This window comes from Rahnella sp. BIGb0236 (assembly GCF_004364755.1).
GTDB classification, from domain to species: Bacteria; Pseudomonadota; Gammaproteobacteria; order Enterobacterales; family Enterobacteriaceae; genus Rahnella; species Rahnella victoriana.
In genome coordinates, this window is record NZ_SOAO01000017.1 from 72,936 (window position 1) to 99,016 (window position 26,081).

The following is a 26,081-nucleotide window of genomic DNA, read 5'->3' on the forward strand; positions in this document are numbered from 1 at the left end:
ATGATGAACTGTCAGAAAACATGGCCTGAACGGGTCTTTTATCAGGTGTACCTGCCCTCTTTCTGCGACGGGAATGACGACGGTCTGGGGGATTTTAAGGGGCTGATTTCGAAACTGGATTATCTGGCCGGGCTGGGCATTGGCGGTATCTGGATCACGCCGTTTTATCCTTCGCCGCTGGTGGATAACGGCTATGACATCAGCGATCACTGCGCGGTAGATCCGCGTTTTGGCACGCTGGACACTTTCGATGCCCTGATCGCCGCGTGCCATGCGCGCGATATTCTGGTGGTGACAGACGTCGTGATTAACCACGTTTCAGACCAGCATCCGTGGTTTCAGCAGGCCCTTCACCAACCCGACAGCCCGTATCGTGATTTTTTCTTCTTTCGTCAGGAAATCAACAACTGGACGTCCTTTTTCGGCGGTCCGGCATGGTCGCTGACACCGGATGGCACGACGCATTATTACCATAAATTTTCCCCGCAGCAGGTGTGCCTGGACTGGTCGAATCCGGCCGTCGAACAGGAAACGAAAAAGATTTTCGATTTCTGGATTGCCCGCGGCGTGGACGGCTTCCGTTTTGACGTCATTAATTTTCTGACCACCGACGGCATTGGTGACGATCACCCGCCAGCCCAAGCAGGCGCTGAGCCGCCGCATGAGAAAGACATCAATCAGCCCGGCGTGCTGGAAGTGGTGAAACGGTTATGCCGGCACATCCGTTCACAAGGCGATTTCTTACTGATTGGCGAAGTCGGCAGTGAATCGCTGCCTCTGCTGGTGCCTTATCAGGACAAGGAACGGCTGGACGTGGTGTTCAATTTTAATCTGGGGAGTCAGAAAACATTCGACATTGCAGCCATTTTCGCCGAAATGCAGGCAATGGAAGCCACCCTGTCCGGTTTACCGACCCTGTTTTTCTCCAGTCACGATATGTCCCGCATGATCAGCCGCTTTGGCGAATCGCCCCGTGACACCGGCCGCGCGGTAGCCGTGTTTGCGCTGCAAATGACAGCGCGGGGTCTGCCTTTTATTTTTCAGGGAGAAGAAATCGGCATGACCGATTTTATTCCTGAGAATGTGCAGCAGATGCGGGATATTCAGGGCGTCACTCACTATCACAACGCCATTTCACAAGGCATGAGCGATAAGCAAGCACTCACTTATGCATTGCCATTTTGCCGTGATGCCTCGCGTTCGCTGATCCCCTGGTCATCGGCCGGTGAAGGAACGGAACCGCTGAGTATTGAAAATGAGAGTGAGTGCTCACAATCCATATTATCGCGGTATAAACAACTGATCCGCATCAGAAATAGCCATCCGGCCCTTCAGCAGGGCCGTTATCCGTACCTCACCTTGTTTCAGCAATGCCTGATATTCCGCCGTCAGCTCGGCGGGGAATGTCTGGAAGTGATGATCAATTTCGGTCCCCCTGTCGTCAACGTAGGTTACGGCGATGGCAACACTGTCTTATTCGGCGCAGACACACCGGTGCTGAACAAAAATCACATTCTTATCAAAAAGGTACGCCATGAAAATGCACAGAAGTGAGAAAAACCCGCTGTTAACGCCTGCCGACGTAACGCCTTCCCAGCCGGGCTGGAAAGTGGAGTGCGTCTTTAATGCCGGCGTTTGCTCGTATCAGGGGGAAACCCTGCTGCTGTTGCGCGTGGCAGAAAGCGTGAAATCCGCAGAGGAAAATTGTCTGGAGGTGCCCCTGTTATTGCCGGTGAATGGCGGCTGGCAGGCAGGGACCAAACGGTTTCAGCGCGATGACCCGACGTATGATTTCAGCGATCCGCGCATGATTGTGCTGAAAGCCGATCCGTCACAGGTGTTTCTTACCTCCATGTCGCACCTGCGGTTAGCCCGCAGCCAGAACGGTGAAGATTTCGTGGTGGATGACCAGCCGTTCCTGACGGCAGATACGCAATACGAGCAGTTTGGCTGCGAAGATCCGCGTATCACCCTGATCGACGGTATTTACTACATCAATTATTCCGCGATTTCACCGTACGGGATTTCCACCGCGCTGGCGACCACCACCGATTTTGTCACCGTGACCAAACAGGGCGTCATTTTCTGCCCGGATAACCGCGATGTCTGCTTCTTCCCGGAGAAAATTCAGGGCCGCTATCTGGCGCTGACCCGTCCTTCGCCTAAGCATTTTGGCAAACCCGATATCTGGATTTGTGAATCGCCGGACATGCTGCACTGGGGCAACCATCAGCATTTGCTGGGCAGTGCCTCCGGCGAATGGGATGCGCTGAAACTCGGCGGCGGTGCACCGTTAATCCGCACACCGCGCGGCTGGCTGCAAATTTATCATGGCGTGGATAAAGACCAGCGCTATTGTCTGGGGGCGATGCTGCTCGACCTGAATAATCCCTTCAACATCCTCGCCAAATCCGCCGAACCGCTGTTACAGCCGGAAGCGATTTACGAGAGAGAAGGATTTTTCGGCAACGTGGTCTTTACCTGCGGCGCGCTGGTGGAACAGGACGTGCTGAAGATTTACTACGGCGCGGCCGATGAATGTATCGCGCTGGCGACGATGCCGCTCGACGCATTATGGGCGCATCTCGGACTGGCGGAGTGAGTGCAGCAATTAACTTATTTCGGCAATTCCGCCTCCCGGTATTGCCGTCACCCACCTATAACAGAATCGGATAATTTACAGATAAAAATCATTCATTAACTCACCAACACGGAGGTGAATTAAGTTTATTTCATTATTAATATAATTATAGTATTTGATTTATTTATGAGTCCATAACATCATATTGGAAATCATGTCAAAATATTACTTTTAAATTATTCATGGAATGAATTTTGTGTTGTGTAAACATTATATTTTTAAATGCTTATTATCTCTTTTTGTCTCCGGGGTCGCCCTGTCTGCAATGGCTGCGCCCCTGAGCCCGGCTGACCGGGGCCTGATCCGTCAGGAACAACAAGATATTTTAAGGCAGAGCCAGCAACAACGTGATGATCTTCAACGTAGTTTTTCTCCCATCCCCGTCGACGACTCTCATTCAGAAAAAGATAATGGCCCTTGCTTTAACATTCATAAAATATATATAAATAACGCAACATTGCTATCAGATAAAAAACAACACGAGATCACGCAATATCATCTTAACCAATGTGTTGGGATGAACAGCATCGCAGAAATAACCCGTCAAATCTCTGACTGGTATATTCATCAGGGATATATAACCAGCCGCGCATTTATCTCTGAGCAAGATTTATCTCAGGGGGAATTACATATTTCGGTGCTGGAGGGACGTCTTGAGAAAATCACCCTCGAAGGCGGTTCATCTTCGCAGCTCACCATGGCTTTTCCGGGGCTGGAAGGCGGTATTCTTAATCTGCGTGACATCGAACAGGGCATGGAGCAAATCAACCGGTTACGCAGTAATCCGGTGCAAATAGACATTCTTCCCGGCAAAAAATCCGGCTATTCCATTGTTAATCTCACCGCCACGCCGGAATCCCCTCTCAGTGCCTCGTTGAGTTTTGATAACAGCGGGCAAAAAAGTACCGGGACCGGGCAGCTTAGCGGCTCGCTGACCGCCGGTAACGTGCTGGGCATGGCGGATAAATGGTTCGTCAGCGGCGGACGCAGCAGCGACGGGGCTACCTCGCATGACGCACAGAACGTACAGGCCGGACTCAGCATTCCTTACGGCTATAACCTGGTCGATTACAGCTACAGCTGGAGCAACTACCTCAGCACGATCGACAACAATGGCTTTGGCTGGGCATCCACCGGCGACAGTGTCACCCACCGTTTAACCGCCTCGCGGGTGCTATTTCGCAACGGCGATATCAAAACCGGTGCCTCCGTCGGGCTGACACATCAAATCAGCAATAACTACCTCAATGACGTGCTGCTCGACAGTAGCAGCCGCAAACTTTCCAGCCTGCTGTTTGGCCTGAACCACACGCAAAAAATCTTCGGCGGTGTCGCAACGTTAAACCCGACATTCAGCCACGGCGTGTCCTGGCTCGGTGCGGAAGACGACAGCGGTAAACATGACGATATGCCGAAAGCGGGTTTTAAAAAATGGAACCTGAATGGCAGCTTCCAGTTGCCCGTCGCGAACCATTTAGGATGGCTGACCAGCTTCTACGGTCAGTGGTCACCGGACAGGCTTTATGGCAGCGAGCGTCTGACCATCGGTGGTGAAAGCTCGGTGCGCGGCTTTAAAGAGCAATATCTTTCCGGCGATAACGGCGGCTACTGGCGTAACGAACTGAACTACAGACTGTTCACATTGCCACTTATCGGCCAGGTCAGCAGCGTGGTCGCACTCGACGGTGGCTGGCTGCAAAAAGATAACAAAGACCCGTGGGCGTCCGGCACGCTGTGGGGCGCCGCCGCCGGACTTTCCGCAGCAAATCGTTATTACTCCAGCCAGCTGACCGTCGGCACACCGGTGAAATATCCCGACTGGCTCGCGCCTGATCATCTCACTATTTATTACCGCATCGCGTTTGTTATTTAAGGGAAAACGATTATGGATAATCATCAAAAACCAACGTGTTTTGCGCAAAACCTGTTGAGTTACCTGATCTGCGGCTTGCTGGCAGGACAACCGGTTTTCCCGGCGTTTGCCGCACCGACCCCGGCGAATGCTGCCACCGGCATCGATAAAGCCGGAAACGGTGTGCCGGTGGTGAATATCGCCACCCCTAACGGGGCGGGAATTTCCCATAACCAGTTTCAGAATTACAACGTCGGCAAAGAGGGGCTGATCCTCAACAATGCCACCGGCCAGCTAAACCAGACACAATTAGGCGGGCTGATTCAGAACAACACGAATCTGAAAGCAGGCCATGAAGCGCGCGGCATCATTAATGAAGTGACGGGCGCGAACCGCTCACAACTGAACGGCTACACCGAAGTGGCCGGAAAAGCGGCAAACGTGATGGTCGCCAACCCTTACGGCATTACCTGTAACGGCTGCGGATTTATCAACACGCCGAATGTCACGCTCACCACCGGTAAACCGGTATTCGATGCCAGTGGCAACGTGCAATCCCTTGAGGTGAAAAAAGGGGCCATCACCATTGAAGGCCAGGGGCTGAATGCCAGTCAGGCGGATGCGCTGTCAATCATCTCGCGGGCGACCGAAGTGAACGCTGAAATTCATGCTAATGCGCTGAACGTTATCGCGGGCGCTAACCGTGTGGATAAAAAGGGCCGTGTGACCGCGATAAAAGGTGAAGGTGCGGCACCGGTCGTGGCGGTGGATACCGGTGCGCTCGGCGGCATGTACGCCAATCGTATTCATCTGGTGTCCAGTGATAAAGGCGTGGGCGTCAACCTCGGCAATCTGGATGCCCGTCAGGGCGATATCACTCTGGAGGCTAACGGCAAACTCACGGTAAAAAACAGCCTTGCCCGTGGCAGTCTGAATGCCAAAGGGGAAAGCGTGACGCTGAGCGGGGAACATAAAGCCAGTGGCAATATGACTGTCAGCGGGCACGACATGACTCTCAGCAACGGGACCTTTGCCAGCGATAACAATATTGTCCTGAACAGCGAGGGCAAACTGGCCATCAATAACACCCGTTTAACCACCGGAAACAACCTCAGTCTCACCGCGCAGGATTTCACGCAGGACAGCCGAAGCAGCGTCAATACGGCCCGTGATATCTCCGCGCGCGTCACAGGAACCGCGACCAATCAGGGCCAGCTGATAGCCGGTCACAGCGCTGCCATCAGCAGCGGTTCCCTGTCCAACAGCGGTAAAATCGCCGCCAAAAGCACCACTTCGATCACCGCCACAAAAACCCTGAGCAACGCAGCGGGAGGAGAAATCCTCTCAGATGAGGCGCTGGTCGTGTCTGCGGAAGATACCCGGCAGAGCGGAACGTTGTCCGGCAAAAAATCACTGGCGATAAGCGGACGCTCACTGACCGCGACGAAAGGGTCACTGTCGACCAGTCTGGGCGATGTTTCCCTGAAAACCCATGAGGCAAATCTGGGTGGCGACGTTATTGCTCATGGTGACCTTGCCGTGCAGGCAGAGAGTCTGACCAGCCAGCGCGATGCCCGGCTTCAGTCCGATGGGTCAATGACGCTGACAGCGACGGATGCGACGCTTTACGGGACGCAGGCGGCACAGGACGCCCTGACGCTTACGGCACAAAGTCTGGTTCACGGCGGCGTAACCACAGCGGCGAACCTGACAGTCAGCAGCGGACAATTTAATAACCTGAGTGAAGGCTTGTTTTTAAGTCAGGGGTCTCTGGACGTCAGCGCAAACGCCCTTCTCAACACCGGGCAGATCATGGGGGATAACCTGTCTCTGACGTCAAAAACCCTCAGTAACGAGGGCCTGTGGCAAGGAACCTCTGCGCTGACTCTGACGGCGGAGGAATTGCGCACGGGTAACACCAGCCGCACGCTGACCGCAGGCGATCTGACCCTGAATGCGGGTTTACTCAATACGGCAGGTACGTTGCAGGGGCAACATGTTGTTATCTCTGCCCGCGACTGGATGCACAGCGGTTCCCTGCTGGGAACCGGCGATGTGGATGTCTCGCTCGCCCGTACACTGGATAACAGCGGCGACATTTTAAGCGAGGGCAACACCACCCTGACCGCGCAAAGCATCACGAACCGTGGCTCGCTGCTGAGCAATACAGACCTCACCCTGACGGGCGATATGCTGGATAACCGTGGCGCGTTGCAGGGCAATAATCTGCTGATGAATCTGATCTCCGTCGCGAACTCCGGCACGGCGGTTGGCTTGCAATTGTTGCAGCTTGCCGGACATGAACTCCTTAATGACGGGCAGTTATTGAGTGGCGGCGCGTTAGCGATCCGCAGCGAAAACATCACCAATAACGGCATCTGGCAGGGACAGAACATTGTGCTAGATGCGCACCAGCTGGTGAACCGGGGCACATTGCAGAGCGCCGATGCGCTGACGCTAAAACTGACCGGTGACCTGACCTCCGCTGCCGGCAGCAAAATTATCGCCAATGGCAACGCGGCGTTGCAGGCGCTAAACCTGACCAACGACGGCCAGTGGCTCGCCAGTAATCTGGTGATTCACGGCGCGTCGCTGAATAACAATGGCGACATCAGCGGCGTCAACGGGCTGGTTGTGGCACTGACCGGCGCATTTACCCAGCAGCAGGACAAAACGCTGTTAACGGGCGGAACTCTGGAGCTGAGCGCGGAGACCGTCAATAATGCCGGGCAAATTCAGGGGGTCGATATTGCGCTGACAAGCCATGCTGTCGGCAACAGCGGGCGTATTCAGGCGAACGCTGACCTCACCCTGAGCGGCAATCTGACCAACCGCGCGACGGGTAGCGTGCTGAGTCAGAACACCCTGAACCTCGCCATGGCAAAGCTTGAGAATGACGGTTTGATTCAGGGTGGCGGGACAACAAAGATTGATGCCTCAGCATCCGCCCGCAACGACGGCAGAATACTTTCCGGCGGCGAACTCACGCTTAACACGGTGAAGCTGACCAACAACAACTGGCTACAGGCCACGTCCCTGCTGCTGAATGCCAATTCCCTTGATAACGCGGGAACCCTGTTTGGCACCTCGAATCTGACGATTCATGCTGACCAGATTGAACACCGAACCACTGGCAAACTTTACAGCGGCGGCAATCTTCTGCTGACCAGCGGCGTTTTTGATCAGCTTGGTCAGGTGGTCGCGCTGGGTAATTTGACCCTGAAACTCACCGCTGCCTTCACCGCTAAAAATGTGCTGGCGGCAGGTAACGTGCTGGATATCACCAGCAATGGCGCGATAACGAATCAGAGCGTGATGCAAGGTCAGGCAGTGAATCTGACGGCCGGAGCGGCGCTCACCAATTACGGGCAAATCACCACCGGCAGCGGCGCCAGCACCCTTTCCGCTGACAGTATGGCGATGAACGCCTCCGGCACCTTACAGGCCGGTGGCGACGTGACACTGAACAGCCGTGGCAATATTACGGTGGACGGTTTTGTCGGCACCGCAGGCTCACTGACCCTGAATGCCGCCAGCAGCATTCTCAATACCGCCCTGCTCTATGCAGGCAACAATATGTATCTGCTGGCCAACAGCATCCGCAATAACCACGGCGATATTCTGGCCGGTGACAGCCTGTGGATGCAGCGCGATATGGCGGGCCATGCCAACGCCGAGGTGGTGAATACTTCCGGGAATATCGAGACGGTAAATGGCGATATTACGGTGAAAACCGGGCATTTACTGAATGAGCGGGAAAAACTGGAAGTGACAAGCTCTGGCGAAGAGGATCTTACTCAGCAGTATGATTGGCTGACAACAACTGAAGCCTATATTCCTCTGGATATGCTTACAGAGAGCGACTATGGGTATATTTATGGAGAGTCGTGCTCCGGAGGCGGTAGCCCCGGGCATGGTGCTTCACCAACCTGCCACGACTACGCTGTGGCCGCGCCTTACATCAATACGCCTGACAGAGAATTTGCAGTTTCACGTTATTCCGTCACCGTGGATAGCAAAGGTGCAGCCGGACGGATTTCATCCGGCCGCAATATGCTATTAGCAGCCGATTCTCTGGAGAATATTGCCAGTATTGTGCTGGCGAATGGAAATATGAACTTATCCGGAACAACGCTGAGAAATGAGTCATATATTTCAGGTAGTCGCACCCGCTATCAGACTTATGAAATTTTCACTCCAACAAGCTATGCAGAAACGGATTTTTTAGATCCTTCCGTGGATTTCAGAGGAGGCTCTCTTCATTTTGTTGCAAACGGTGAAAACAGAACTGAAAACAATGACTCGACACTCTACCGTTCCGTCATTCAGGCGGGGGGGAATGTCATTGCCAATTTCACCCGCGACATCAGTAACACCACGACCACGGCAAATGCCGGGAGCACCAGCAACACCCTCACGGTTCCGACCCTCGACACGCTTAGCCAGCCTGATGGCGCTCAGCAGCAAGATCTCGCCAACACAGATAGCGCGGATATCACTTCGCCGCAGTGGTACGACAGCCTCACCGATGCAGTGGCGAACATCACCGGTGGTGGCAGCTTGTATCCGCTGCCGTCGGGGAATAACGGCTATTTCGTGCCTGCAACCGACGCGAACAGCCCGTATCTGATCACCACTAACCCGAAACTTGATGGTCTGGGCCAGTTGGATCAAAGCCTGTTTGGCGAACTGTATTCTCTGACCGGAATGCAGCCGGGGAGTGCACCGCGTGAAACCAACAGCGCGTACACCGACCAGAATCAATTCCTCGGTTCGGCGTACTTCCTCGACAGACTCAACCTGCACCCGGAATACGATTACCGCTTCCTTGGGGATGCGGCCTTCGACACGCGCTACGTCAGCAACGTGATGCTCAACCAGACCGGTAACCGTTACATCAACGGCCTGGGTTCCGATCTGGAACAGATGCAGTACCTGATGGACAACGCAGCAGGTGCGCAGCAGTCGCTTGGATTAGCGTTCGGCGTGGCGCTGACGGCGGAACAAATCGCCGCGCTCGACAGCAGTATTTTGTGGTGGGAATCGGCCACCATCAACGGTCAGACGGTGATGGTGCCGAAAGTGTACCTGTCACCCAAAGACGTGACGGTGAATAACGGCAGTGTGATTTCCGGCAACAACGTTCAGCTTACGGGCGGCAACATCACCAATAGCGGCAGCAGCATCAATGCAAGCAACAACCTGATCCTCGACAGCCAGAACAGCATCAGCAATCTGAATGCCGGTCTGATGCAGGCAGGCGGTGGTCTGCAGCTTAGCGCCCTGGGCGATATCAATAACATCGGCTCCACTATCAGTGGCAAAACTGTCCAGCTCGAAAGCGTGGGCGGCAGCATCAATAACATCACGCAAACCGAACAATGGCAGGCAGGCGGAACGGGCAGACGCGGCGAGTCTGTCAGTTTCAGCGAGACACAAAGCGGCCCGATGGCAGGGATCATCGCGCAGGACGACATGATCCTGAAGGCCGGACAGGACATCAACATCACTGGTGCACATGTGGCAGCAGGAGACGATCTGCTGATGCTGGCAGACGGCAATATTCATGTCACGGCCAACACAATGACCGACAGCGAAAGCCAGTCTGGCTTCCGGCGGAAAGACGCCACACACAGTGAATCGGTGACGTCTGACGGCAGCAGCATCACCGCCGGTGGCAGTCTGGGTATGCAGGCGGGGAATGATGTGACCATTGAAGCCAGCCAGATTAATGCCGGTGAAAACGCGGTCCTGATTGCCGGCAACGACCTGAACCTGAACGCAGCGGGAACGCGCGAAAACAGCCGCCAGGGCAAAAGTGAAACCCACAGCACGGATGTCGCAACCACCACAATCACCAGCGGTAACGATCTGACACTGGTCGCCGGGCAGGACATCAACAGTCATGCCGCAGGGCTGGCCGCAGAAGGTGATGTGGCGATGCAGGCTGGTCGCGATGTGAATCTGATGGCGGAAGACATCACCGACGGCAACAGCTACAAAGCGAAGAAAAAAGTCGAAATCAACGAATCGGTACGCCAGCAAAGCACCGAAATCATCAGCTCCGGCAACACCACGATTGTCGCCGGACGCGACGTTAACAGCGCAGCGGCGCAGGTGATTGCCAGCGGCGATATCGGCATCGGCGCAGGCCGTGATATCAATCTCGACACCGCGACAGAGAGCGATTACCACTTCAAAGAAGAAACCAAAACCAAAAAAGGGTTCATGAAAAAAACCACCACGCACACGGTGGAGGAAGACAGTGCAACCCGCGAGGCAGGCACGCTGCTCAGCGGCGATAACGTGACTCTCGTCGCCGGAAATGATCTGCGGGTGAAAGGCTCTGCGGTGGTGGGCGACGGCAATGTCAGCCTGAATGCAGGCAACAATATCGACATCGTGGCGGCGACCAACACCGACTCAACATACCGCCTCGAAGAGAAGAAAAAGAGCGGCATGTTCAGCGGCGGCGGTATTGGCGTCACCATCGGCACCAGTAAATCACGTTATGAAATGAACGATGAAGGCACCACCCAGAGCGAAAGCTTCAGCACCGTCGGCTCGACGGGCGGCAACGTCAGCATTAACGCAGGCGGTCAGGCGCATATTGGCGGCGCAGATATTATCGCCGGAAAAGATTTACGCATCACCGGCGACAGCGTGCTGATTGAACCGGGCCGCGATGCGCGTACCCACGATGAATCGTTCGAACAGAAACAGAGCGGGCTGACGATAGCCTTATCGGGCGCGGCAGGCAGTGCGGTAAACAGCGCGGTGACGACGGCACAGTCGGTCAGTGACGAAAGTGACGACCGGCTCGCCGCGCTGAAAATCGCTCAGGGTGTGATGAACGGCGTATCGACCGGTCAGGCGATGGAACTGGCACAGGCCACCACCGGCGATGCTTCCACCGCCTTCGGCATCAGCGCCTCGCTGGGGACACAGTCATCCAAATCCGAGAGCCACAGCGGACAAAACACGGCCACGGGCAGCACGCTGACGGCGGGCGATAACCTGTCGATAATCGCCACGGGCGGCGATATCACGGTCATCGGCAGCCAGATTAAAGCCGGGCTGGACGTGGCGCTGAACGCCGCAGACGACATCAACCTGATTTCCTCACAGAACACCCAGTGGCTGGACGGAGAAAACAGCAGCAGCGGCGGCGCGATAGGAATGGGTATCGGTATGGGCGAGAGCGGTGCCGGGATTAACATCTCCGCCAGCGGTAACGCCTCCAGAGGCAGCGAGAGCGGCAACGGCACGCAGCATAACGAAACCACAATCGACGCGGGCAACCGTATCAGCATCAACAGCGGCGACGACACAACGATTGCCGGTGCGCAGGTCAGCGGCAACAGCGTGGTGGCGGATATCGGCGGCGACCTGACCATCAGCAGCCTGCAGGACAGCGACTATTACGACAGCAGCCAGAAGAGCATCAGCGGCGGTGCCAGCTTCTCCTTCGGCACCATGACCGGCTCCGGCAGCATCAGTGCCAGTCACGACGGCATGAACAGCGACTACAACTCGGTCACTGAGCAGTCGGGTATTTATGCCGGTGACGGCGGCTTTGATATCACGGTCGGCGGGCATACCCAGCTTGATGGCGCGGTGATTGCCAGCACAGGGTCGGCGGATAAAAACCACCTTGATACCGGCACGCTGGGCTTCAGCGACATCGGCAATAAAGCGGAATACAGCACCGAACATCAGGGCGCTGGCATCAGCACCGGCGGGACTGTTGCAGAGAACTTTATCGGTAATATGGCGAACGGCGTACTGGTGGGCGCAGGCGGTGAAGGTGAGGCTTCCGGCACCACCAAAGCGGCGATTTCCGCAGGCACCCTCACCATCCGCGACAAGGAAAACCAGCAACAGGACGTGGCAGATTTAAGCCGCGACACCGAACATGCCAACGGCAGCATCAGCCCTATCTTTGATAAAGAAAAAGAGCAGAAGCGGCTGGAGATTGCGCAGGCGCTGGGCGACGTGGGCAGCCAGGCGGCAGATATCGCACGGACGGCGGGCGAGATTAAAGGGCTGGAAGCCGCGAAAGCCGCGCATCCTGAGCTGAGCGGTAAAGCGCTGCTGGAGACAAAAGAGTACAAAGACACCCAAAAACAGTACGGTACCGGCAGCGACATCCAGCAAGGTATCAGCGCAGCGACGATGGCACTTCAGGGGCTGGCGGGCGGTGATATGGCAGCGGCACTGGCAGGCGGCGCGGCACCTTATCTGGCGGAGCAAATCAAGAAACAGGTCGGCGAAGATAACGTTGCCGCCAATGCCATCGCCCACGCCATTGTCGGCGGTGTCATCGCAGAGCTTCAGGGACGTGACACCGCAGCGGGTGCCGCAGGCGCAGCAACCGGTGAGCTAATCGCCCAGGTGCTTTATCCGGGTGTGAAACGCGAAGATCTGGATGAAACGCAGAAGCAGAAAATCGTGGCGTTGAGTACGTTAGCTGCGGGTCTTGCTGGCGGACTTGCAGGTGATGATACGGCGGGTATTATTGCCGGTGCGCAGGGTGGGAAGAATGCGGTTGAGAATAATTATCTGAGTGCAGACCAGACAAAATCATGGTTAGAGGAATATAAATCTGCATCTTCCGATGATGAACGAAAACGTCTGATTGACGTTGCTAATAAAGCTGATAAGGATCAGCAACAAAAGGCAATAGATACGAAAATATCAAAGGACTATCTTATCCAGCAGCAGGATGACCTCATCAGTCTGATTCAGTCATCTGGATGTGATGCAGATTGTCAAAAATTGGCGCAATACAGCATTGACCAACTGAGCCCAATTATTAACAATTACGATGAACTGCAACAAGGTAATAACATTCCTCGTGCTGCAATAGCGACAATAACACTCGCCATTCCTGTATTGAGTAAAGCCGTTGCACCAGTTATTGGAGAGTGGATGGGTAGCCAAACCATAGCTAACCGTATAATAGGTGCTGGAACGAGTGGCACTGCAAATATGGGAATGCAGGGTTATAATATTTATAATGACTCAAATGAAAGCTTCAGTTGGGCTAGTTTTGGTACATCCGTAATTACAGGTGGTGTAACTGCTGGCATGAATTATAAACCATCAGTAATAATAAATACTGCAGGAGCGGGATTCTCAAGTATTTTTGATGGGAAATCCCCATGGGTACCTATGGCAGGAACCTTTGCGGGTTCTTCGTTGGGTTACTGGGGAGCAGGGAAAATCACTCCTTATGCAGAAAAACAATTTAATCCTTGGTCAAATGGATTTAAAGAAAAATACAACCTTTATCTTCCATCCATATCGGCACCTTCAGGGGTGTCTCCATTGCCAAGTATTATTGGCGGTGGCGCAGGTGCAATTGGCTTTGAAATGACAAACAAATATATCGATAACAAAAGCAAAGAAATATCTAGCGGGGTGAAAAAATGAAACATTTGAAGTATTTTTCTTTTTTAATTTTAATGTTTTCATTATTAATGATGTTTTTCCTATTTGGATTGAGGGCGTTTGTTGAGGTGATTTTTTATTTTAAAACAAACACCTTCTCAATAAAAAAACAGGATGTCATTGAAATAATTTCTCTTGGTTTTATAATTGGTTTTTTCTTTAGTTGTGTTGTTTGTTTAGTACAATATATACAACACAAAAATCGCTGAACAAATCCCGACTAGCTCGCCGGGCGCTTTTAATTGTCACTTAGTCATGGGTCGGATCACCAGTTTCCCTTCCGGACAGGCTAGGCAGCTATCAAGGAAGCTTGTAGTGGTGAAACACCAATATCGTGTGAAACAGCAGTAGCAGCAATGGGTAGTGTACTGGCCTGGCCGCTGTTGCCGGAAATCGCAGCAACAACCAGCCTCATTGGTGCTGGGGCGAACGCAGGAGTGGGGTTGCTGGTAAATGGTGAAGTGAATCTAAATGATGTGATTCTGGGTTACTGGACAGGCGCGTTAACGGCAGGAACCGGTCTGTGGGGCACAATGGGGATGAATGCGATCAGCGGTGGCACCTCCAGTTACCTGAAAGGTGATGATCCGCTGAAAGGTGGCGCTATCAGTGGGGCAGCATCGGGGCTGGGTTATGGGTTCGGTAAATTGGTAGAACTTCCATTCGATAGGGCCTTGAATCCAATGAAACCATGGAAAGACTGGATCTGGACTGATGTCGGAATGGGCGTATCTAAGCCACTACCGATTAATCCGTTACCCGGCGTTACTGGAAATATATTTGGTACCGGAACAACTGAATTTTCGAATGATCAGGCAGGAAAATGGATTAAAGATCATTCGGAGGTTAAGAAATGAGGAGAAATAAGAATTTTAGGTGGTTATTTGCTTTTTTGTATCTCAATTTAGCTCTAATGCTCGTTTTTCCATTATGGTTTATGCTCGTCCAAATTGGGACTGAGTTATTTTACTCATTGTATTATGCTAGAGAGTTTAGTTTTTCAGATATTAATTTTATGAAAACAATAAAAGCTGGCGTGTTTTGTGGTGTTCTTGCAGGGTCTGGTTGTTGGTGGATTTACTATCAGCACTACAGAAAAAACAGATACAGATAGCAAGAAATCGCTCAGGGCGTGATGAGCGGCGTATCGACCGGTCAGGCGATGGAGCTGGCGCAGGCTACCACCGGCGATGCTTCCACGGCGTTTGGTATCAGCGCCTCGCTGGGGACACAGTCGTCCAAATCCGAGAGCCACAGCGGACAGAACACGGCCACGGGCAGCACGCTGACGGCGGGCGATAACCTGTCGATTACCGCCACGGGCGGCGATATCACGGTCATCGGCAGCCAGATTAAAGCCGGGCTGGACGTGGCGCTGAACGCCGCAGACGACATCAACCTGATTTCCTCACAGAACACCCAGTGGCTGGACGGAAAACAGCAGCAGCGGCGGCGCGATAGGAATGGGTATCGGTATGGGCGAGAGCGGTGCCGGGATTAACATCTCCGCCAGCGGTAACGCCTCCAGAGGCAGCGAGAGCGGCAACGGCACGCAGCATAACGAAACCACAATCGACGCGGGCAACCGTATCAGCATCAACAGCGGCGACGACACAACGATTGCCGGTGCGCAGGTCAGCGGTAACAGCGTGGTGGCGGATATCGGCGGCAACCTGACCATCAGCAGCCTGCAGGACAGCGACTATTACGACAGCAGCCAGAAGAGCATCAGCGGCGGTGCCAGCTTCTCCTTCGGCACCATGACCGGCTCCGGCAGCATCAGTGCCAGTCACGACGGCATGAACAGCGACTACAACTCGGTCACTGAGCAGTCGGGTATTTATGCCGGTGACGGCGGCTTTGATATCATGGTCGGCGGGCATACACAAGCACAGGCAGGGTGTGCAGCTGTAGTCAGGCGGCAACATTGCCCTCACCACCAGCACCCGTAAATCACACTATGAAATGAACGATAAAGGCATGGCCCGGAGCGGGATCTTTAGCGAAGCCGGGAATAAAGCAGATGCCAAAGCAGGGTTCCCCCTGCTTTGGTTTTTTCAACAAATTAGCTTTCTTCGGACAAATACATCTTACGCAGGTAATGCGGCACGGCATCGTCGGCGTTGGAGCCGATGATTTCCGCATCCGGCATGGCGGCTTTCAGACGCGGCAATGAACCGCTCATCAGACAACCTTTACCGGCCATGGTCAGCATTTCCAGGTCATTGAGACCATCACCAAAGGCGATGCAGTCTTTCAGCGAATAGCCCATCAGTTTGGACACATATTCAAGCGCATGCCCTTTCGACACCCCGCCCGCCATCACTTCCAGACAGACCGGCAGTGAGAAACTGACGTTTACACGGTCGCCCCAGCGCGCGTTGATCGCTTCTTCCAGTGGCAACAGTTTTTCGTGGTCTTCACAGGTGAAATACACTTTGCAGATGCCGTCGGTTTCCAGCAGGCCCGGTTCATACAGTTTGTATTTGAAAACGGATTCGCGGAAGAAATCATCCTGATCGGCGCGGTCACGGTTCATGTACCAGTCATCATTACGATAAACGTTGGTCAGGATATCCGGGTTGTTATGCATGATGCCGAACAGGTCTTTGGCGATGTCTTCATCCAGATTGTGTGAGAAAATCAGGTCGCCGTCGGTGTTATGCACGCGCGCACCGTTGGAGGTGATCATGTACGCACTGATTTCCAGATTGTCGCGCATCTGCGCCACATCGATATGGTGACGCCCGGTGGCGAACACGAAATGCACGTCGCGCTGGGTCAGCAATTTCAGCGTCTCTTTGGCGAACGGGCTCAGGGTATGATCAGGTGATAGCAGCGTGCCATCTAAATCGGAAGCAACAACATGGTACATAGCGTTAGGTTCTAACCTCTGATGGAGTTGTGCGCGGCGAACCGCGGATTAAAGCTGTCGCGCAAAAAAGCGCATGATAGCGTCCAGCGCCTGTGCCCTCAGGTCGTCCCGTTCAAACAGGATCTCGTGGCGCGCGCCTTCGATGACCAGCGGTTTTTCCCCTTCACAGGGGTGCCCCGCCACGGCCATGGCCTGACAAAAAGCAAGATGGGACCGGTTATCCACCACACGGTCTTCGCTCGCCTGCAATAACAGAACAGGAGTGGTGATTTTTTCGGCTTCTTTCAGGATATGCATCCCCGCCTCAATCCCTTCACGCACCCAGTGATAGGTTGGCCCGCCGACCTGCAACTCAGGGTAATCGGCATAAAACCGCAGATTACGGCGATAGCGTTCACGGCTGTGTGTCAGCTGGTTGACGACAAACGGCAGGGGCCGCCAGTGTCCGGTCCCCAGCGCATAACCGTCGCGACGAACCGGGCGATTCTCCGCCCAGTTGAGGATCCGGCGGGATACCCAGCCCGGCATCGGCAAATAAATGCCGGTCATCGGTGCGAGTAACGCCGCTGCATCGAACTGCCCCGGATTTTTCGCCAGAAACAGGGCGAGAATGGCACCGCCCATGGAGTGTGCCAGCGCGAACTTTTTCGCGTACTGACGTGGGGCAATCTCACGCTGATAAAAGGTCTCGAAATCGGCGACATAATCGTCAAAGTGCTTAACGTGGCCGCAATGCGGGTCATCCAGCATACGCCCTGAACGCCCCTGCCCCCGGTGATCAACAATCATCACATCGTAGCCGCAATGGAACAGGTCATACGCCACTTCGGGATATTTTACGTAGCTTTCGATACGCCCCGGTGACACCACGATGACCTTATCGTGCCGGGGCGAACAGAAGCGGACGTAGCGGATCGGCACGTCATCGACGCCGATGAACTCATCTTCTTCGCGTGTTCGCCAGAAATCCAGCAAGGGTCCGGTCGCAAAGGCGGAAAACTCCTTCTCACGTGTTAACCACTTCGCATAATTCACAGACATTCATTGATCCAAAGTTGTCAGACACAAGAGCAGGAAGGTGTTATTTGTGAGCTATAGCGCAACTATAGACAATAGCGTATTGTGCCATAAAACGACGTATTCATGTTCCATAAAAGGCGTATTCAGGGAGTCTCGCAATGACACTGGACTGGTGGTTAACCTACCTGCTCACCACTTCTATTTTAAGTTTATCCCCCGGTTCCGGCGCGATTAATACGATGAGTACGGGCATCAGCCACGGCTATCGCGGTGCGGTGGCGTCCATCGCCGGGTTACAGCTCGGTTTAACCATCCACATCGTGCTGGTCGGTATCGGGCTTGGCGCGCTGATCTCATCCTCGCTGCTGGCCTTTGAGTTTCTCAAATGGTTTGGCGCCGCGTACCTGATCTGGCTCGGTATTTGTCAGTGGCGTTCTGCCGGGGCGATTGACCTGAACGCGCTGGCCAGCAGCATGCCGCGCCGTCGTCTGTTCAAACGGGCCATCCTGGTGAACCTGACCAATCCAAAAAGCATTGTGTTTCTCGCCGCATTATTCCCGCAGTTTATCATTGCTCACCAACCTCAGGCTGCACAATACGTGGTACTGGGTGTCACAACGGTGGTTGTCGATATCATCGTGATGATCGGTTACGCCACGCTGGCTACCCGCATCGCCGGTTGGGTGAAGGCACCGAAACAAATGCAGTTGCTGAACCGCATCTTTGGCTCGCTGTTTATGCTGGTGGGTGTGTTGCTGGCAAGTGCGCGGAAGGTTTAAATACATAAGCGGGGGGAATTCTGTTCTCCCGCTAATAATCTCACACCTCATTTAATTAATTTTGAAGCACTGCTACATATCATTGAATCCACGTAATAAAAATCTCTTTAATCACCCTTCCTGTGATCTCCCATTAAATGATTGCTTGCGTTATATTCCTTACCCGCTACACATTGACCTAATAAAGACAGATCTACAATATCAGGGATGAAAGGAGCTATGAATGGATATCTATACGCGCAGGACTGAGAGAGAGAATGATTATTATGTTGTGATGGGAAATCTTGCCGGTCGCGCAGTGATAGAAGCGGGTTCGACGGCTGCAAGATTTATTAAATACAACAGTGTTAAAATGAAATTTAGGAATGAAATTTCAATATTCGTCGAAAATCAGTTAGAAATCATAAATGGTGATTACTCAGCGAGTAATAAAAAACTGGCTGTAGACTACTTAAACAAAGAAAAGAACAATTTAAATCATCAGGAATTCCTACTTAAGTATAACAAAGTTATCGTTGGTGTATCGATAGCAATTGAATTCACAAAGGATTTAACAAAAATTCCTTTATACTATGTGGTGAAGGCTGTGGGAGTTTATGCTGGTATTGCTCAGGTACAACTGGGGAGTGCTCTGGTTGGGGGTAGTTATATGACTGGCCCAGGGGCCATTATTGGTAATGCTGCTGGATTTGCTCTCATAATCCATGGATTTGGTGCCATAGAGGAAAATGTAACATCCATAATAAATAACGCCCCTGACTATAAAGGTTATTTGAGAAGGGCCTATGAACACAGTGCAGTGTCTGCTGGAATGTCTCCTGAACAAGGAAGTATTATTTATGGCGGTGTGGATTTAATACTTTCTGGTTACGGGCTTTTTAGAAATGTGATAAAACCTGAGTCATATCGCTTATTTAAGTGGATCAATACTGATACGGTCATTGGTTTCAAGGACATGAAAGGCCCTGCATTAACAATGGAGATGTTGATTGATGGACTAACGATAAACTCAACTTATGATGTTATTAGTAGTCAGGATAATTAAAATTTATTTTCATTAATATATCCATACACTTTATAAGATAATTTAACTGGAGAGGACCGCTGAATAATCATACAACCAAGAAGATAGGCAATCCCTAATGCTATTATTTCATCTAAAGCGATATCCGTATAGTTAATACCTATTATAGACATAATTACAACCAATAGGATAATATGCATTTTGACGAGTTTTGGAAAGGCAAAATAAAGCTCGTAAAGCACGCTCTGCAAACTGACTTTTCTTATCTCTGATTGCTTAATAAGAGTTTTTATTTCTTTATTACTAAATCCACTTTTTTAATTTTTTTTAAAAGATCGACATCACTCATGATAAAATCCATTTAACGATAAAATTGAATTTTTTTCCTGATTTTAAATGATTTATATGACAAACCAATGGGAGAGAAACCTTCAAACACAAGGAAAACAATAACATAAGTAATGAATAGACCCACTATATTTGATAGAGTCATTTCATTATGATTTAGAACCAATATGACGACCACGATGATATTTAACAGTGCGTGCATGCGAAGTAATTTCGTGAAGGCTTCAGCAAGGTCATATAAAACATGCTGTAGGGTAAGACCTCTTTTTATGGACTGCTCAGTTATGCGCCTAATATCTTTATCTTTGAAATTATTTTCTTTCATCATTTTTAATAAATACTCATTTCTCATGATAACCCCATGAAATATTTGTTTTTTATATAGATCAAACTTAAGATAGTAGACAACAAAAATAGGATTAAGACCAGAGAAAAACACATCGTTGGCCTGCTAAAAAGTCACATCTTTAGGTATCCAGACAGTCTGATTACCCAGCTAATAATCTCACACCTCATTTAATTAATTTTGAAGCACTGCTACATATCATTGAATCCACGTAATAAAAATCTCTTTAAGCACCCTTCCTGTGATCTCCCATTAAATGATTGCTTGCGTTATATTCCCTGACCGCTACACATTGACCTTAATGAAGATATTACATTAAGGATAATAACCATGGCGCATAATATTTACCTGACACTGACAGGGAAAAAACAAGGACTGGTCTCCGCAGGTTGTTCAACATTTGATTCTATTGGTAACGCGTATCAAAGCAGCCACAAAGATCAGATATTAATTTATGAACTAAGTCACACTATGACCCGGGAACAAAATGTCACTCATCATCCCCTGACCTTCAAAAAACCTATCGATAAATCCTCTCCTCTGTTAGGTTTCGGCGTTTCAAACAACGAAGAGTTCGACGCAGTTTTCGATAAATACCGAACTGACAGTACCGGCGCACAGATACTTTATTATCGAATCAGATTAACCAAAGCCACCATTTCAGAACTGAGTCTGGTATCCCCAAACTCTTTGGATCACAACGAGGCTCAGTCTGTCGAAATCGTCTCCATGAATTACCAAAGTATTATCTGGGAACATATAACAGCAGGCACCAGCGCCTACAGCATCTGGGATGAGAGGGTCTATTAATGGATATATGCCCGCATGACTGAAAGGGAAAATGATTATTATGTTGTGATGGGTCAACTTAAAACAAGGTTGCTCAAAGAAAATAGATTATAAAGGTTATCTCCGCCAAATTTATGAAGAAGCGCCATGCCCCCGATGTCTCTTCTCTTTGAAATAGGCGTTGATGGTTTAACCATAAAATCAGCCTATGACTCCCAGGATAAAACTCCCTAGAGACCTGTTAAATGCATATATTTTTTATACAATCTGTGAGATTTATAGGATAGTTTTACCGGTGCAACATGCCAAAAAATTGAAATAACGAGCATAAAAATAAACAACATGAATAATTTACCTTCAGACAACCCAATATCAAAAAGAGCAATAATTGTTAGAATCAGAATAAGTATAAATACAGCAGCAATACGGTAAAATATCTTAGAAAGATACAGTACATCAGATTGTAGAGCAGAAGAGTCTCGTTGAGAGATAGCGATAAGATGGCAAACCTCCTTTTCTGTAAACCCACTCTCTTTCATTACTTTAATAAAATCAGTATCATTCATAGCAGTAACCTTATTGATAATAGTTTGTATATAAAAATTGGAATAACAGAGGGTATACTAATCCATATACTCCTTATACATCCTATGTGATTTATAAGAAAATTTCACAGGTGTGATATACCATATAATAGAAAAAACCACTATATAAGCACAGAATAAAAACACTTTACCCCCATTGAATTCGCCAGGAATAAGGTATGCCACCATGACAATCAAAATAAATGAAAGTACAAATATTATCCGATAAAATTTTCCGGCAAGTTCCTTCACATCTGACTGCAAATTTGAAGAATCTCTTTGAGCGTAAAACACCAGATCAGTGATTTCCTTTTCTGTAAACCCGCTCTTTTTCATTATGTTAATAAAATCAGCTTCATTCATGACAACATTCCTTTATTGATGAATATTTTCTAATCTTAAATGATTTAAAAGGCAGAAGTATAGGTGCAAATCTTTCACATACTATTACGCCTATAACATAGACTCCAACGCCAACCCTGTTTCCATGGAATGATTGACGACCCTTCTTATTTTTCTCTTCCGAAGTCCATTAATCCTCATCAGTTCCAATAAATCATTGTTATCCATAACCGCTCCATGAAACATTAGTTTTTAATATATATCCATTAAGCAAAATATATTAGACAACAAAAAGAGGATTAAGGCCAGATTGAAATAATTGAAGATACGGAAGCTATTACGCTTCCGTATTAACAGGAAGGGTAAACTTAACGATTAATAATCAGCGCAACACCAAAGCCCGCAAACACTACGCCCGCCACGCCATCAATCCATTTCGCTAAACGCTGATAGCCGCGTCGCATTTTCGGCAGCGCGAAGACCAGTGCCACTAATGAGAACCATGCCAGGGTTTCAACGACGATCAGCATGAATATGCCAAGACGCTCGCCGCCGCTGACACTGTCGCCGACAAACATCGAGAACACGCTGCCGAAGTAGATAACGGCTTTCGGGTTGGAAAGATTGGTCAGCAGGCCGCGCATAAAAGTACGCCCGTTCGCCGGTAACGCGACGACGGGTTCTGCCGCCTCCGTCTCGTCAGACGGCTTTTTAGAACGCGCGGATTTCAGCAACTGCCAGCCCATCCAGCACAGATACAGGCCACCGCCGACGGTAATAATCTGGTGCAACCAGGCCATTTTTTGCAGGATCAGATGCAGGCCCATCAGCGCCACCGCCGCCCAGACAGCAACACCGAGGGTAATACCAATCACGCCCATCATGGCTTCTTTACGCGAACGACTGGCTGCCGTTTGCGAGACAAAGAAAAAGTCCGGACCGGGACTCACCAGCGCGATCATATGCATCATCGCAACCATCAGGAATAGCATCAGCATGATTAACTCTCTGTGTTATGTGTAGGAAACAGAATTCTTAGTCGTCGCCGTTATCAATATGGTCACGGATCATCGCCATAAATGGCCGGCCGAATTTCTCCAGCTTACGCTGGCCGACGCCGGTGATATCCAGCAAATCACTCGCGCTGACCGGCAGATGTTCGGCCATTTCCAGCAGCGTGGTGTCGTTAAACACCACGTACGGCGGCACATTATTGTCATCCGCCAGCGATTTACGCAGTTTGCGCAATTTGGCAAACAGCTTGCGATCGTAATTCCCGCCATAGGTTTTCTGGCTGGCACTGCTTTTAATTTTCAGCGTCTGAATACGCGGTACCGCCAGCTGTAACGGGATTTCGCCACGCAAGACCGGACGCGCTGATTCAGTCAGTTGTAACGCCGAGTGCATGGCGATATTTTGTGTGATCAGCCCGAGGTGGATCAGCTGGCGTACCACGCTGGTCCAGTGTTCGTTGCTGTGTTCTTTGCCGATGCCGTAGACGCTCAGTTTTTCGTGGCCGTATTCGCGGATACGCTGATTGTTCGAACCGCGCAGCACTTCGACCACATAACCTAAGCCAAAACGCTGGCCGACGCGCGCAACCACTGACAGCGCCTTTTGCGCATCCAGTAAACCATCGTAGCGTTTTGGCGGATCAAGGCAGACGTCACAGTTGCCGCAGGCGTTCTGTTTACCTTCACCGAAATAGTTCAGCAACACCAGACGGCGACAGGTTTGCGCTTCCGCGAAGGCATTCATCGCATTCAGTTTATGGCGTTCGACATCCTGCTGAGCGCCAGCCGGTTTTTCTTCCAGACAGCGGCGCAGCCACGCCATATCGGCCGGATCGTAAAGCAGTACCGCTTCGGCAGGCAGGCCGTCACGCCCTGCCCGGCCCGTCTCCTGATAATAAGATTCGATGGTGCGGGGAATATCGAAGTGCACCACAAAACGTACGTTAGGCTTGTTGATGCCCATGCCGAAGGCGACGGTGGCGACCACAATTTGCAGGTCATCACGCTGAAAACCTTCCTGCACGCGGGCGCGGGTGTCGTTATCCAGCCCGGCATGATACGCGCCGACACTCAGCCCGCGGCTTTGCAGACGGGCAGCGGTGTCTTCGACTTTGGCACGGCTGTTACAGTAAATAATGCCGCTTTTGCCGCGCTGATCCTGCACAAAGCGGATCAGCTGATCGAGCGGCTTAAATTTTTCCACCAGCGTGTAACGGATATTCGGACGGTCAAAACTGCTGACCTGAATCAGCGGATCGTTCAGTTCCAGCAGGCGGACGATATCGTTACGGGTGGCTTCATCGGCGGTCGCGGTCAGGGCGATCACCGGCAGTTGCGGATAACGCAGCTTGAGCTGACCCAGGGCGCGGTATTCCGGACGGAAATCGTGGCCCCATTGGGAAATACAGTGGGCTTCATCCACGGCCAGCATCGCCGGATTCCACTGTTGCAGCTGTTCGAGGAAATCGCCCATCATCAGGCGTTCCGGCGCGATATACAGCATTTTAATGCGTCCCGCGCGGCAACCGGCCATCACGTCCAGCTGTTGCTCACGGGTTTGTGTCGAGTTCAGGCAACCGGCTTCAACACCCGCCGCCATAAGTTGGTCAACCTGATCTTTCATCAGTGAGATAAGGGGCGAGACGACCAGCGTCAGGCCGTCCATCACCAGTGCAGGGATTTGGTAGCACAGCGATTTACCGCCGCCTGTGGGCATCACCACCAGACAATCCCGGCCAGAAATGGCGGTATTGATGATAGTTTGCTGGCCTGGTCTGAATTGCTGATAGCCGAAGGTATCGCGTAATACCTGATGAGCCAGCTCTTCTTTGTTTATCACTGCCGCCGTAGACACTCAATTCCCCAACTGTTCAAACCACCCGGCTAAACCCGAAAGCCGCCGGGGCTGTACTGCTTCGACACCTAATATACCCTAAATCATTCAGGTTGCAGCCAACGCACCTGCAACCTGAAGTATGACGGGTATTACATGATGTCGTTAAGCATAATGCCCACACCGATGCGCGTCTGACGGTGATTGTAGTCGATCAACGACTCGCCGTAACCGCTGAAGACCTGCGTATAGAAGCGTACCTGTTTGGAAATCGGGTAGCTCCAGCCGGTGGTTGCGCCGCCGTAACCGGTATTCCAGTTGTAACGGCTTTCGACGCTGAACACGCTTTCGCCCCACGCATAGCCTACTTTCAGACGGTAATACCCCATGTACTTGGTGATGTCCGGGTTGTCGTCGTTTTTGTCACTTTCCGGAATGCGATACCAGGGTTTGAGATCAACCTGCCAGTTGCCGTTCTGCGCCATAAAGCGCGCGTAGACGCGGTTCCAGCTGCGGGATGTCGGGTCTGAGCGGCCGTTGGACTGATGAGCCACACCGTATTCGGCTTCACGCATTGTCCAGCCAAGGAAATCGTAATCCGTTGCCCAGGCGAGGAACAGTTGCGGCTCGTAGTTGGTCTCACGGAAGGGTGAAGACTGTCCGCTGTTGGAAAGTTGCCAGAAGGATTTCTGGGTATACGACGCGCCCAGCACCGAGTTTTCACCCGCAATGCCACGCCACAGCGGGAAGGCCAGGCTGAGCTGGAATGCCACTTCATCATGACGCGCATTGTCTGCCCAGTCATAAGACTGGATCGCTTTCTTATTGATATTGCTGGTATCGGTGTAAATCAGGTAGTTCGGTTCGTAAGGATACAACGTGAACGGGTTGTCGTGTTCCTGCAACATATTCGCAATAATACTGCCGCGCACCGCAGGTTTATCATGCACTTCCTGCACCGTGGCTTCTGCTGCATGGCCCAGTAATGGCATCGCCAGCATGGTGGCTCCGACAGCCCAATTTTTACGCATTCTTCCGTACCCTCGCCCTAAAGTGAACAATTCATTATTTAATATAAGCCAGCTGCCCGGCCGGATTTTTTTGCTGACTCACGTCAGGAAACCCCAAAGCAGGGCATTTTACACGCAAAATCATGCCAGCATGAGTATTGAATACATTTA

Annotated in this window: 16 protein-coding genes and 1 pseudogene; 9 read left to right on the forward strand and 8 right to left on the reverse strand. The window is 51.3% G+C overall.

Annotated features, from left to right (window positions below; genetic code table 11):
- Nucleotides 1-3: 3 nt before the first annotated feature.
- The 6 genes and pseudogenes from EDF78_RS23325 to EDF78_RS23350 all read left to right on the forward strand — a co-directional run bounded on the left by EDF78_RS23325 (nucleotide 4) and on the right by EDF78_RS23350 (nucleotide 15,898).
- Nucleotides 4-1,554: an alpha-amylase family glycosyl hydrolase gene (locus tag EDF78_RS23325; protein WP_133824009.1), complete on the forward strand. Its 1,551-nt coding sequence runs from the start codon at nucleotides 4-6 to the stop codon at nucleotides 1,552-1,554.
- Entirely contained in the window at nucleotides 1,541-2,602 is a 1,062-nt protein-coding gene (locus EDF78_RS23330) for a glycoside hydrolase family 130 protein (RefSeq protein WP_119823011.1), read from the forward strand. The genes EDF78_RS23325 and EDF78_RS23330 overlap by 14 nt, the downstream gene beginning before the upstream one ends.
- Nucleotides 2,603-2,906: 304 nt before the next feature.
- Complete coding sequence (locus EDF78_RS23335) at nucleotides 2,907-4,514, forward strand: ShlB/FhaC/HecB family hemolysin secretion/activation protein (protein WP_243839477.1); 1,608 nt, start codon at nucleotides 2,907-2,909, stop codon at nucleotides 4,512-4,514.
- Nucleotides 4,515-4,526: 12 nt separating this feature from the next.
- Nucleotides 4,527-13,928: a hemagglutinin repeat-containing protein gene (locus tag EDF78_RS23340; protein ID WP_133823995.1), complete on the forward strand. Its 9,402-nt coding sequence runs from the start codon at nucleotides 4,527-4,529 to the stop codon at nucleotides 13,926-13,928.
- A 374-nt stretch (nucleotides 13,929-14,302) separates the two neighbouring features.
- A complete protein-coding gene (locus EDF78_RS23345; protein ID WP_243839478.1) occupies nucleotides 14,303-14,803 on the forward strand; it encodes an adhesin in 501 nt (166 codons plus the stop codon).
- Nucleotides 14,804-15,108: 305 nt separating this feature from the next.
- Nucleotides 15,109-15,898, forward strand: a pseudogene (locus EDF78_RS23350) (hemagglutinin repeat-containing protein).
- A gap of 113 nt (nucleotides 15,899-16,011) precedes the next feature.
- Here EDF78_RS23350 and yigL read toward each other — a convergent pair.
- Both yigL and pldB read right to left on the reverse strand, forming a co-directional pair.
- Nucleotides 16,012-16,821 (reverse strand): sugar/pyridoxal phosphate phosphatase YigL, encoded by an 810-nt coding sequence (gene yigL / locus EDF78_RS23355; RefSeq protein ID WP_095924212.1) that lies wholly within the window; start codon nucleotides 16,819-16,821, stop codon nucleotides 16,012-16,014.
- 48 nt (nucleotides 16,822-16,869) lie between these two features.
- Nucleotides 16,870-17,862 carry a lysophospholipase L2 gene (pldB, locus tag EDF78_RS23360; protein ID WP_119822773.1) on the reverse strand — a complete coding sequence of 331 codons (993 nt, stop codon included), beginning with the start codon at nucleotides 17,860-17,862 and terminating at the stop codon, nucleotides 16,870-16,872.
- 137 nt (nucleotides 17,863-17,999) lie between these two features.
- On the opposite strand from pldB, the gene rhtB reads away from it, so the two are divergent.
- Together rhtB and EDF78_RS23370 are read left to right on the forward strand one after the other, a co-directional pair.
- Nucleotides 18,000-18,620, forward strand: coding sequence for a homoserine/homoserine lactone efflux protein (gene rhtB / locus EDF78_RS23365; RefSeq protein WP_095924210.1), 621 nt, complete (start codon nucleotides 18,000-18,002; stop codon nucleotides 18,618-18,620).
- A 223-nt stretch (nucleotides 18,621-18,843) separates the two neighbouring features.
- Complete coding sequence (locus EDF78_RS23370; protein WP_133823996.1) at nucleotides 18,844-19,665, forward strand: DUF4225 domain-containing protein; 822 nt, start codon at nucleotides 18,844-18,846, stop codon at nucleotides 19,663-19,665.
- A 340-nt stretch (nucleotides 19,666-20,005) separates the two neighbouring features.
- Here the strand turns inward: EDF78_RS23370 and EDF78_RS23375 are convergent, their stop codons facing one another.
- Nucleotides 20,006-20,344, reverse strand: coding sequence for a hypothetical protein (locus EDF78_RS23375; protein ID WP_133823997.1), 339 nt, complete (start codon nucleotides 20,342-20,344; stop codon nucleotides 20,006-20,008).
- 324 nt (nucleotides 20,345-20,668) lie between these two features.
- Here EDF78_RS23375 and EDF78_RS23380 point away from each other — a divergent pair, with 324 nt between their 5' ends.
- Complete coding sequence (locus EDF78_RS23380) at nucleotides 20,669-21,148, forward strand: Hcp family type VI secretion system effector (RefSeq protein ID WP_133823998.1); 480 nt, start codon at nucleotides 20,669-20,671, stop codon at nucleotides 21,146-21,148.
- A gap of 209 nt (nucleotides 21,149-21,357) precedes the next feature.
- On the opposite strand, the gene EDF78_RS23385 is transcribed toward EDF78_RS23380, so the two are convergent.
- The 5 genes from EDF78_RS23385 to pldA form a co-directional block, all read right to left on the reverse strand.
- Nucleotides 21,358-21,693: a hypothetical protein gene (locus EDF78_RS23385; protein ID WP_133823999.1), complete on the reverse strand. Its 336-nt coding sequence runs from the start codon at nucleotides 21,691-21,693 to the stop codon at nucleotides 21,358-21,360.
- Between the two features lie 57 nt (nucleotides 21,694-21,750).
- The gene (locus EDF78_RS23390) at nucleotides 21,751-22,074 is read right to left on the reverse strand and encodes a hypothetical protein (RefSeq protein WP_133824000.1); all 324 of its coding nucleotides are present in this window, start codon (nucleotides 22,072-22,074) and stop codon (nucleotides 21,751-21,753) included.
- A 347-nt stretch (nucleotides 22,075-22,421) separates the two neighbouring features.
- Nucleotides 22,422-23,051, reverse strand: a complete 630-nt coding sequence (gene rhtC, locus EDF78_RS23395; protein WP_133824001.1) for a threonine export protein RhtC — start codon at nucleotides 23,049-23,051, stop codon at nucleotides 22,422-22,424.
- Between the two features lie 37 nt (nucleotides 23,052-23,088).
- A complete protein-coding gene (gene recQ, locus EDF78_RS23400) occupies nucleotides 23,089-24,921 on the reverse strand; it encodes an ATP-dependent DNA helicase RecQ (protein WP_095924208.1) in 1,833 nt (610 codons plus the stop codon).
- A 131-nt stretch (nucleotides 24,922-25,052) separates the two neighbouring features.
- Nucleotides 25,053-25,931 carry a phospholipase A gene (gene pldA, locus EDF78_RS23405; RefSeq protein WP_133824002.1) on the reverse strand — a complete coding sequence of 293 codons (879 nt, stop codon included), beginning with the start codon at nucleotides 25,929-25,931 and terminating at the stop codon, nucleotides 25,053-25,055.
- Nucleotides 25,932-26,081: the final 150 nt, after the last annotated feature.

Bases quoted from the DNA above. Each gene is read 5' to 3' on its own strand.
- EDF78_RS23325 (WP_133824009.1), top strand. From the start codon at position 4: ATGAACTGTCAGAAAACATGGCCTGAACGGGTCTTTTATCAGGTGTAC.
- EDF78_RS23330 (WP_119823011.1), top strand. From the start codon at position 1,541: ATGCACAGAAGTGAGAAAAACCCGCTGTTAACGCCTGCCGACGTAACG.
- EDF78_RS23335 (WP_243839477.1), top strand. From the start codon at position 2,907: ATGGCTGCGCCCCTGAGCCCGGCTGACCGGGGCCTGATCCGTCAGGAA.
- EDF78_RS23340 (WP_133823995.1), top strand. From the start codon at position 4,527: ATGGATAATCATCAAAAACCAACGTGTTTTGCGCAAAACCTGTTGAGT.
- EDF78_RS23345 (WP_243839478.1), top strand. From the start codon at position 14,303: ATGGGTAGTGTACTGGCCTGGCCGCTGTTGCCGGAAATCGCAGCAACA.
- yigL (WP_095924212.1), bottom strand. From the start codon at position 16,821: ATGTACCATGTTGTTGCTTCCGATTTAGATGGCACGCTGCTATCACCT.
- pldB (WP_119822773.1), bottom strand. From the start codon at position 17,862: ATGTCTGTGAATTATGCGAAGTGGTTAACACGTGAGAAGGAGTTTTCC.
- rhtB (WP_095924210.1), top strand. From the start codon at position 18,000: ATGACACTGGACTGGTGGTTAACCTACCTGCTCACCACTTCTATTTTA.
- EDF78_RS23370 (WP_133823996.1), top strand. From the start codon at position 18,844: ATGGATATCTATACGCGCAGGACTGAGAGAGAGAATGATTATTATGTT.
- EDF78_RS23375 (WP_133823997.1), bottom strand. From the start codon at position 20,344: ATGAGAAATGAGTATTTATTAAAAATGATGAAAGAAAATAATTTCAAA.
- EDF78_RS23380 (WP_133823998.1), top strand. From the start codon at position 20,669: ATGGCGCATAATATTTACCTGACACTGACAGGGAAAAAACAAGGACTG.
- EDF78_RS23385 (WP_133823999.1), bottom strand. From the start codon at position 21,693: ATGAATGATACTGATTTTATTAAAGTAATGAAAGAGAGTGGGTTTACA.
- EDF78_RS23390 (WP_133824000.1), bottom strand. From the start codon at position 22,074: ATGAATGAAGCTGATTTTATTAACATAATGAAAAAGAGCGGGTTTACA.
- rhtC (WP_133824001.1), bottom strand. From the start codon at position 23,051: ATGCTGATGCTATTCCTGATGGTTGCGATGATGCATATGATCGCGCTG.
- pldA (WP_133824002.1), bottom strand. From the start codon at position 25,931: ATGCGTAAAAATTGGGCTGTCGGAGCCACCATGCTGGCGATGCCATTA.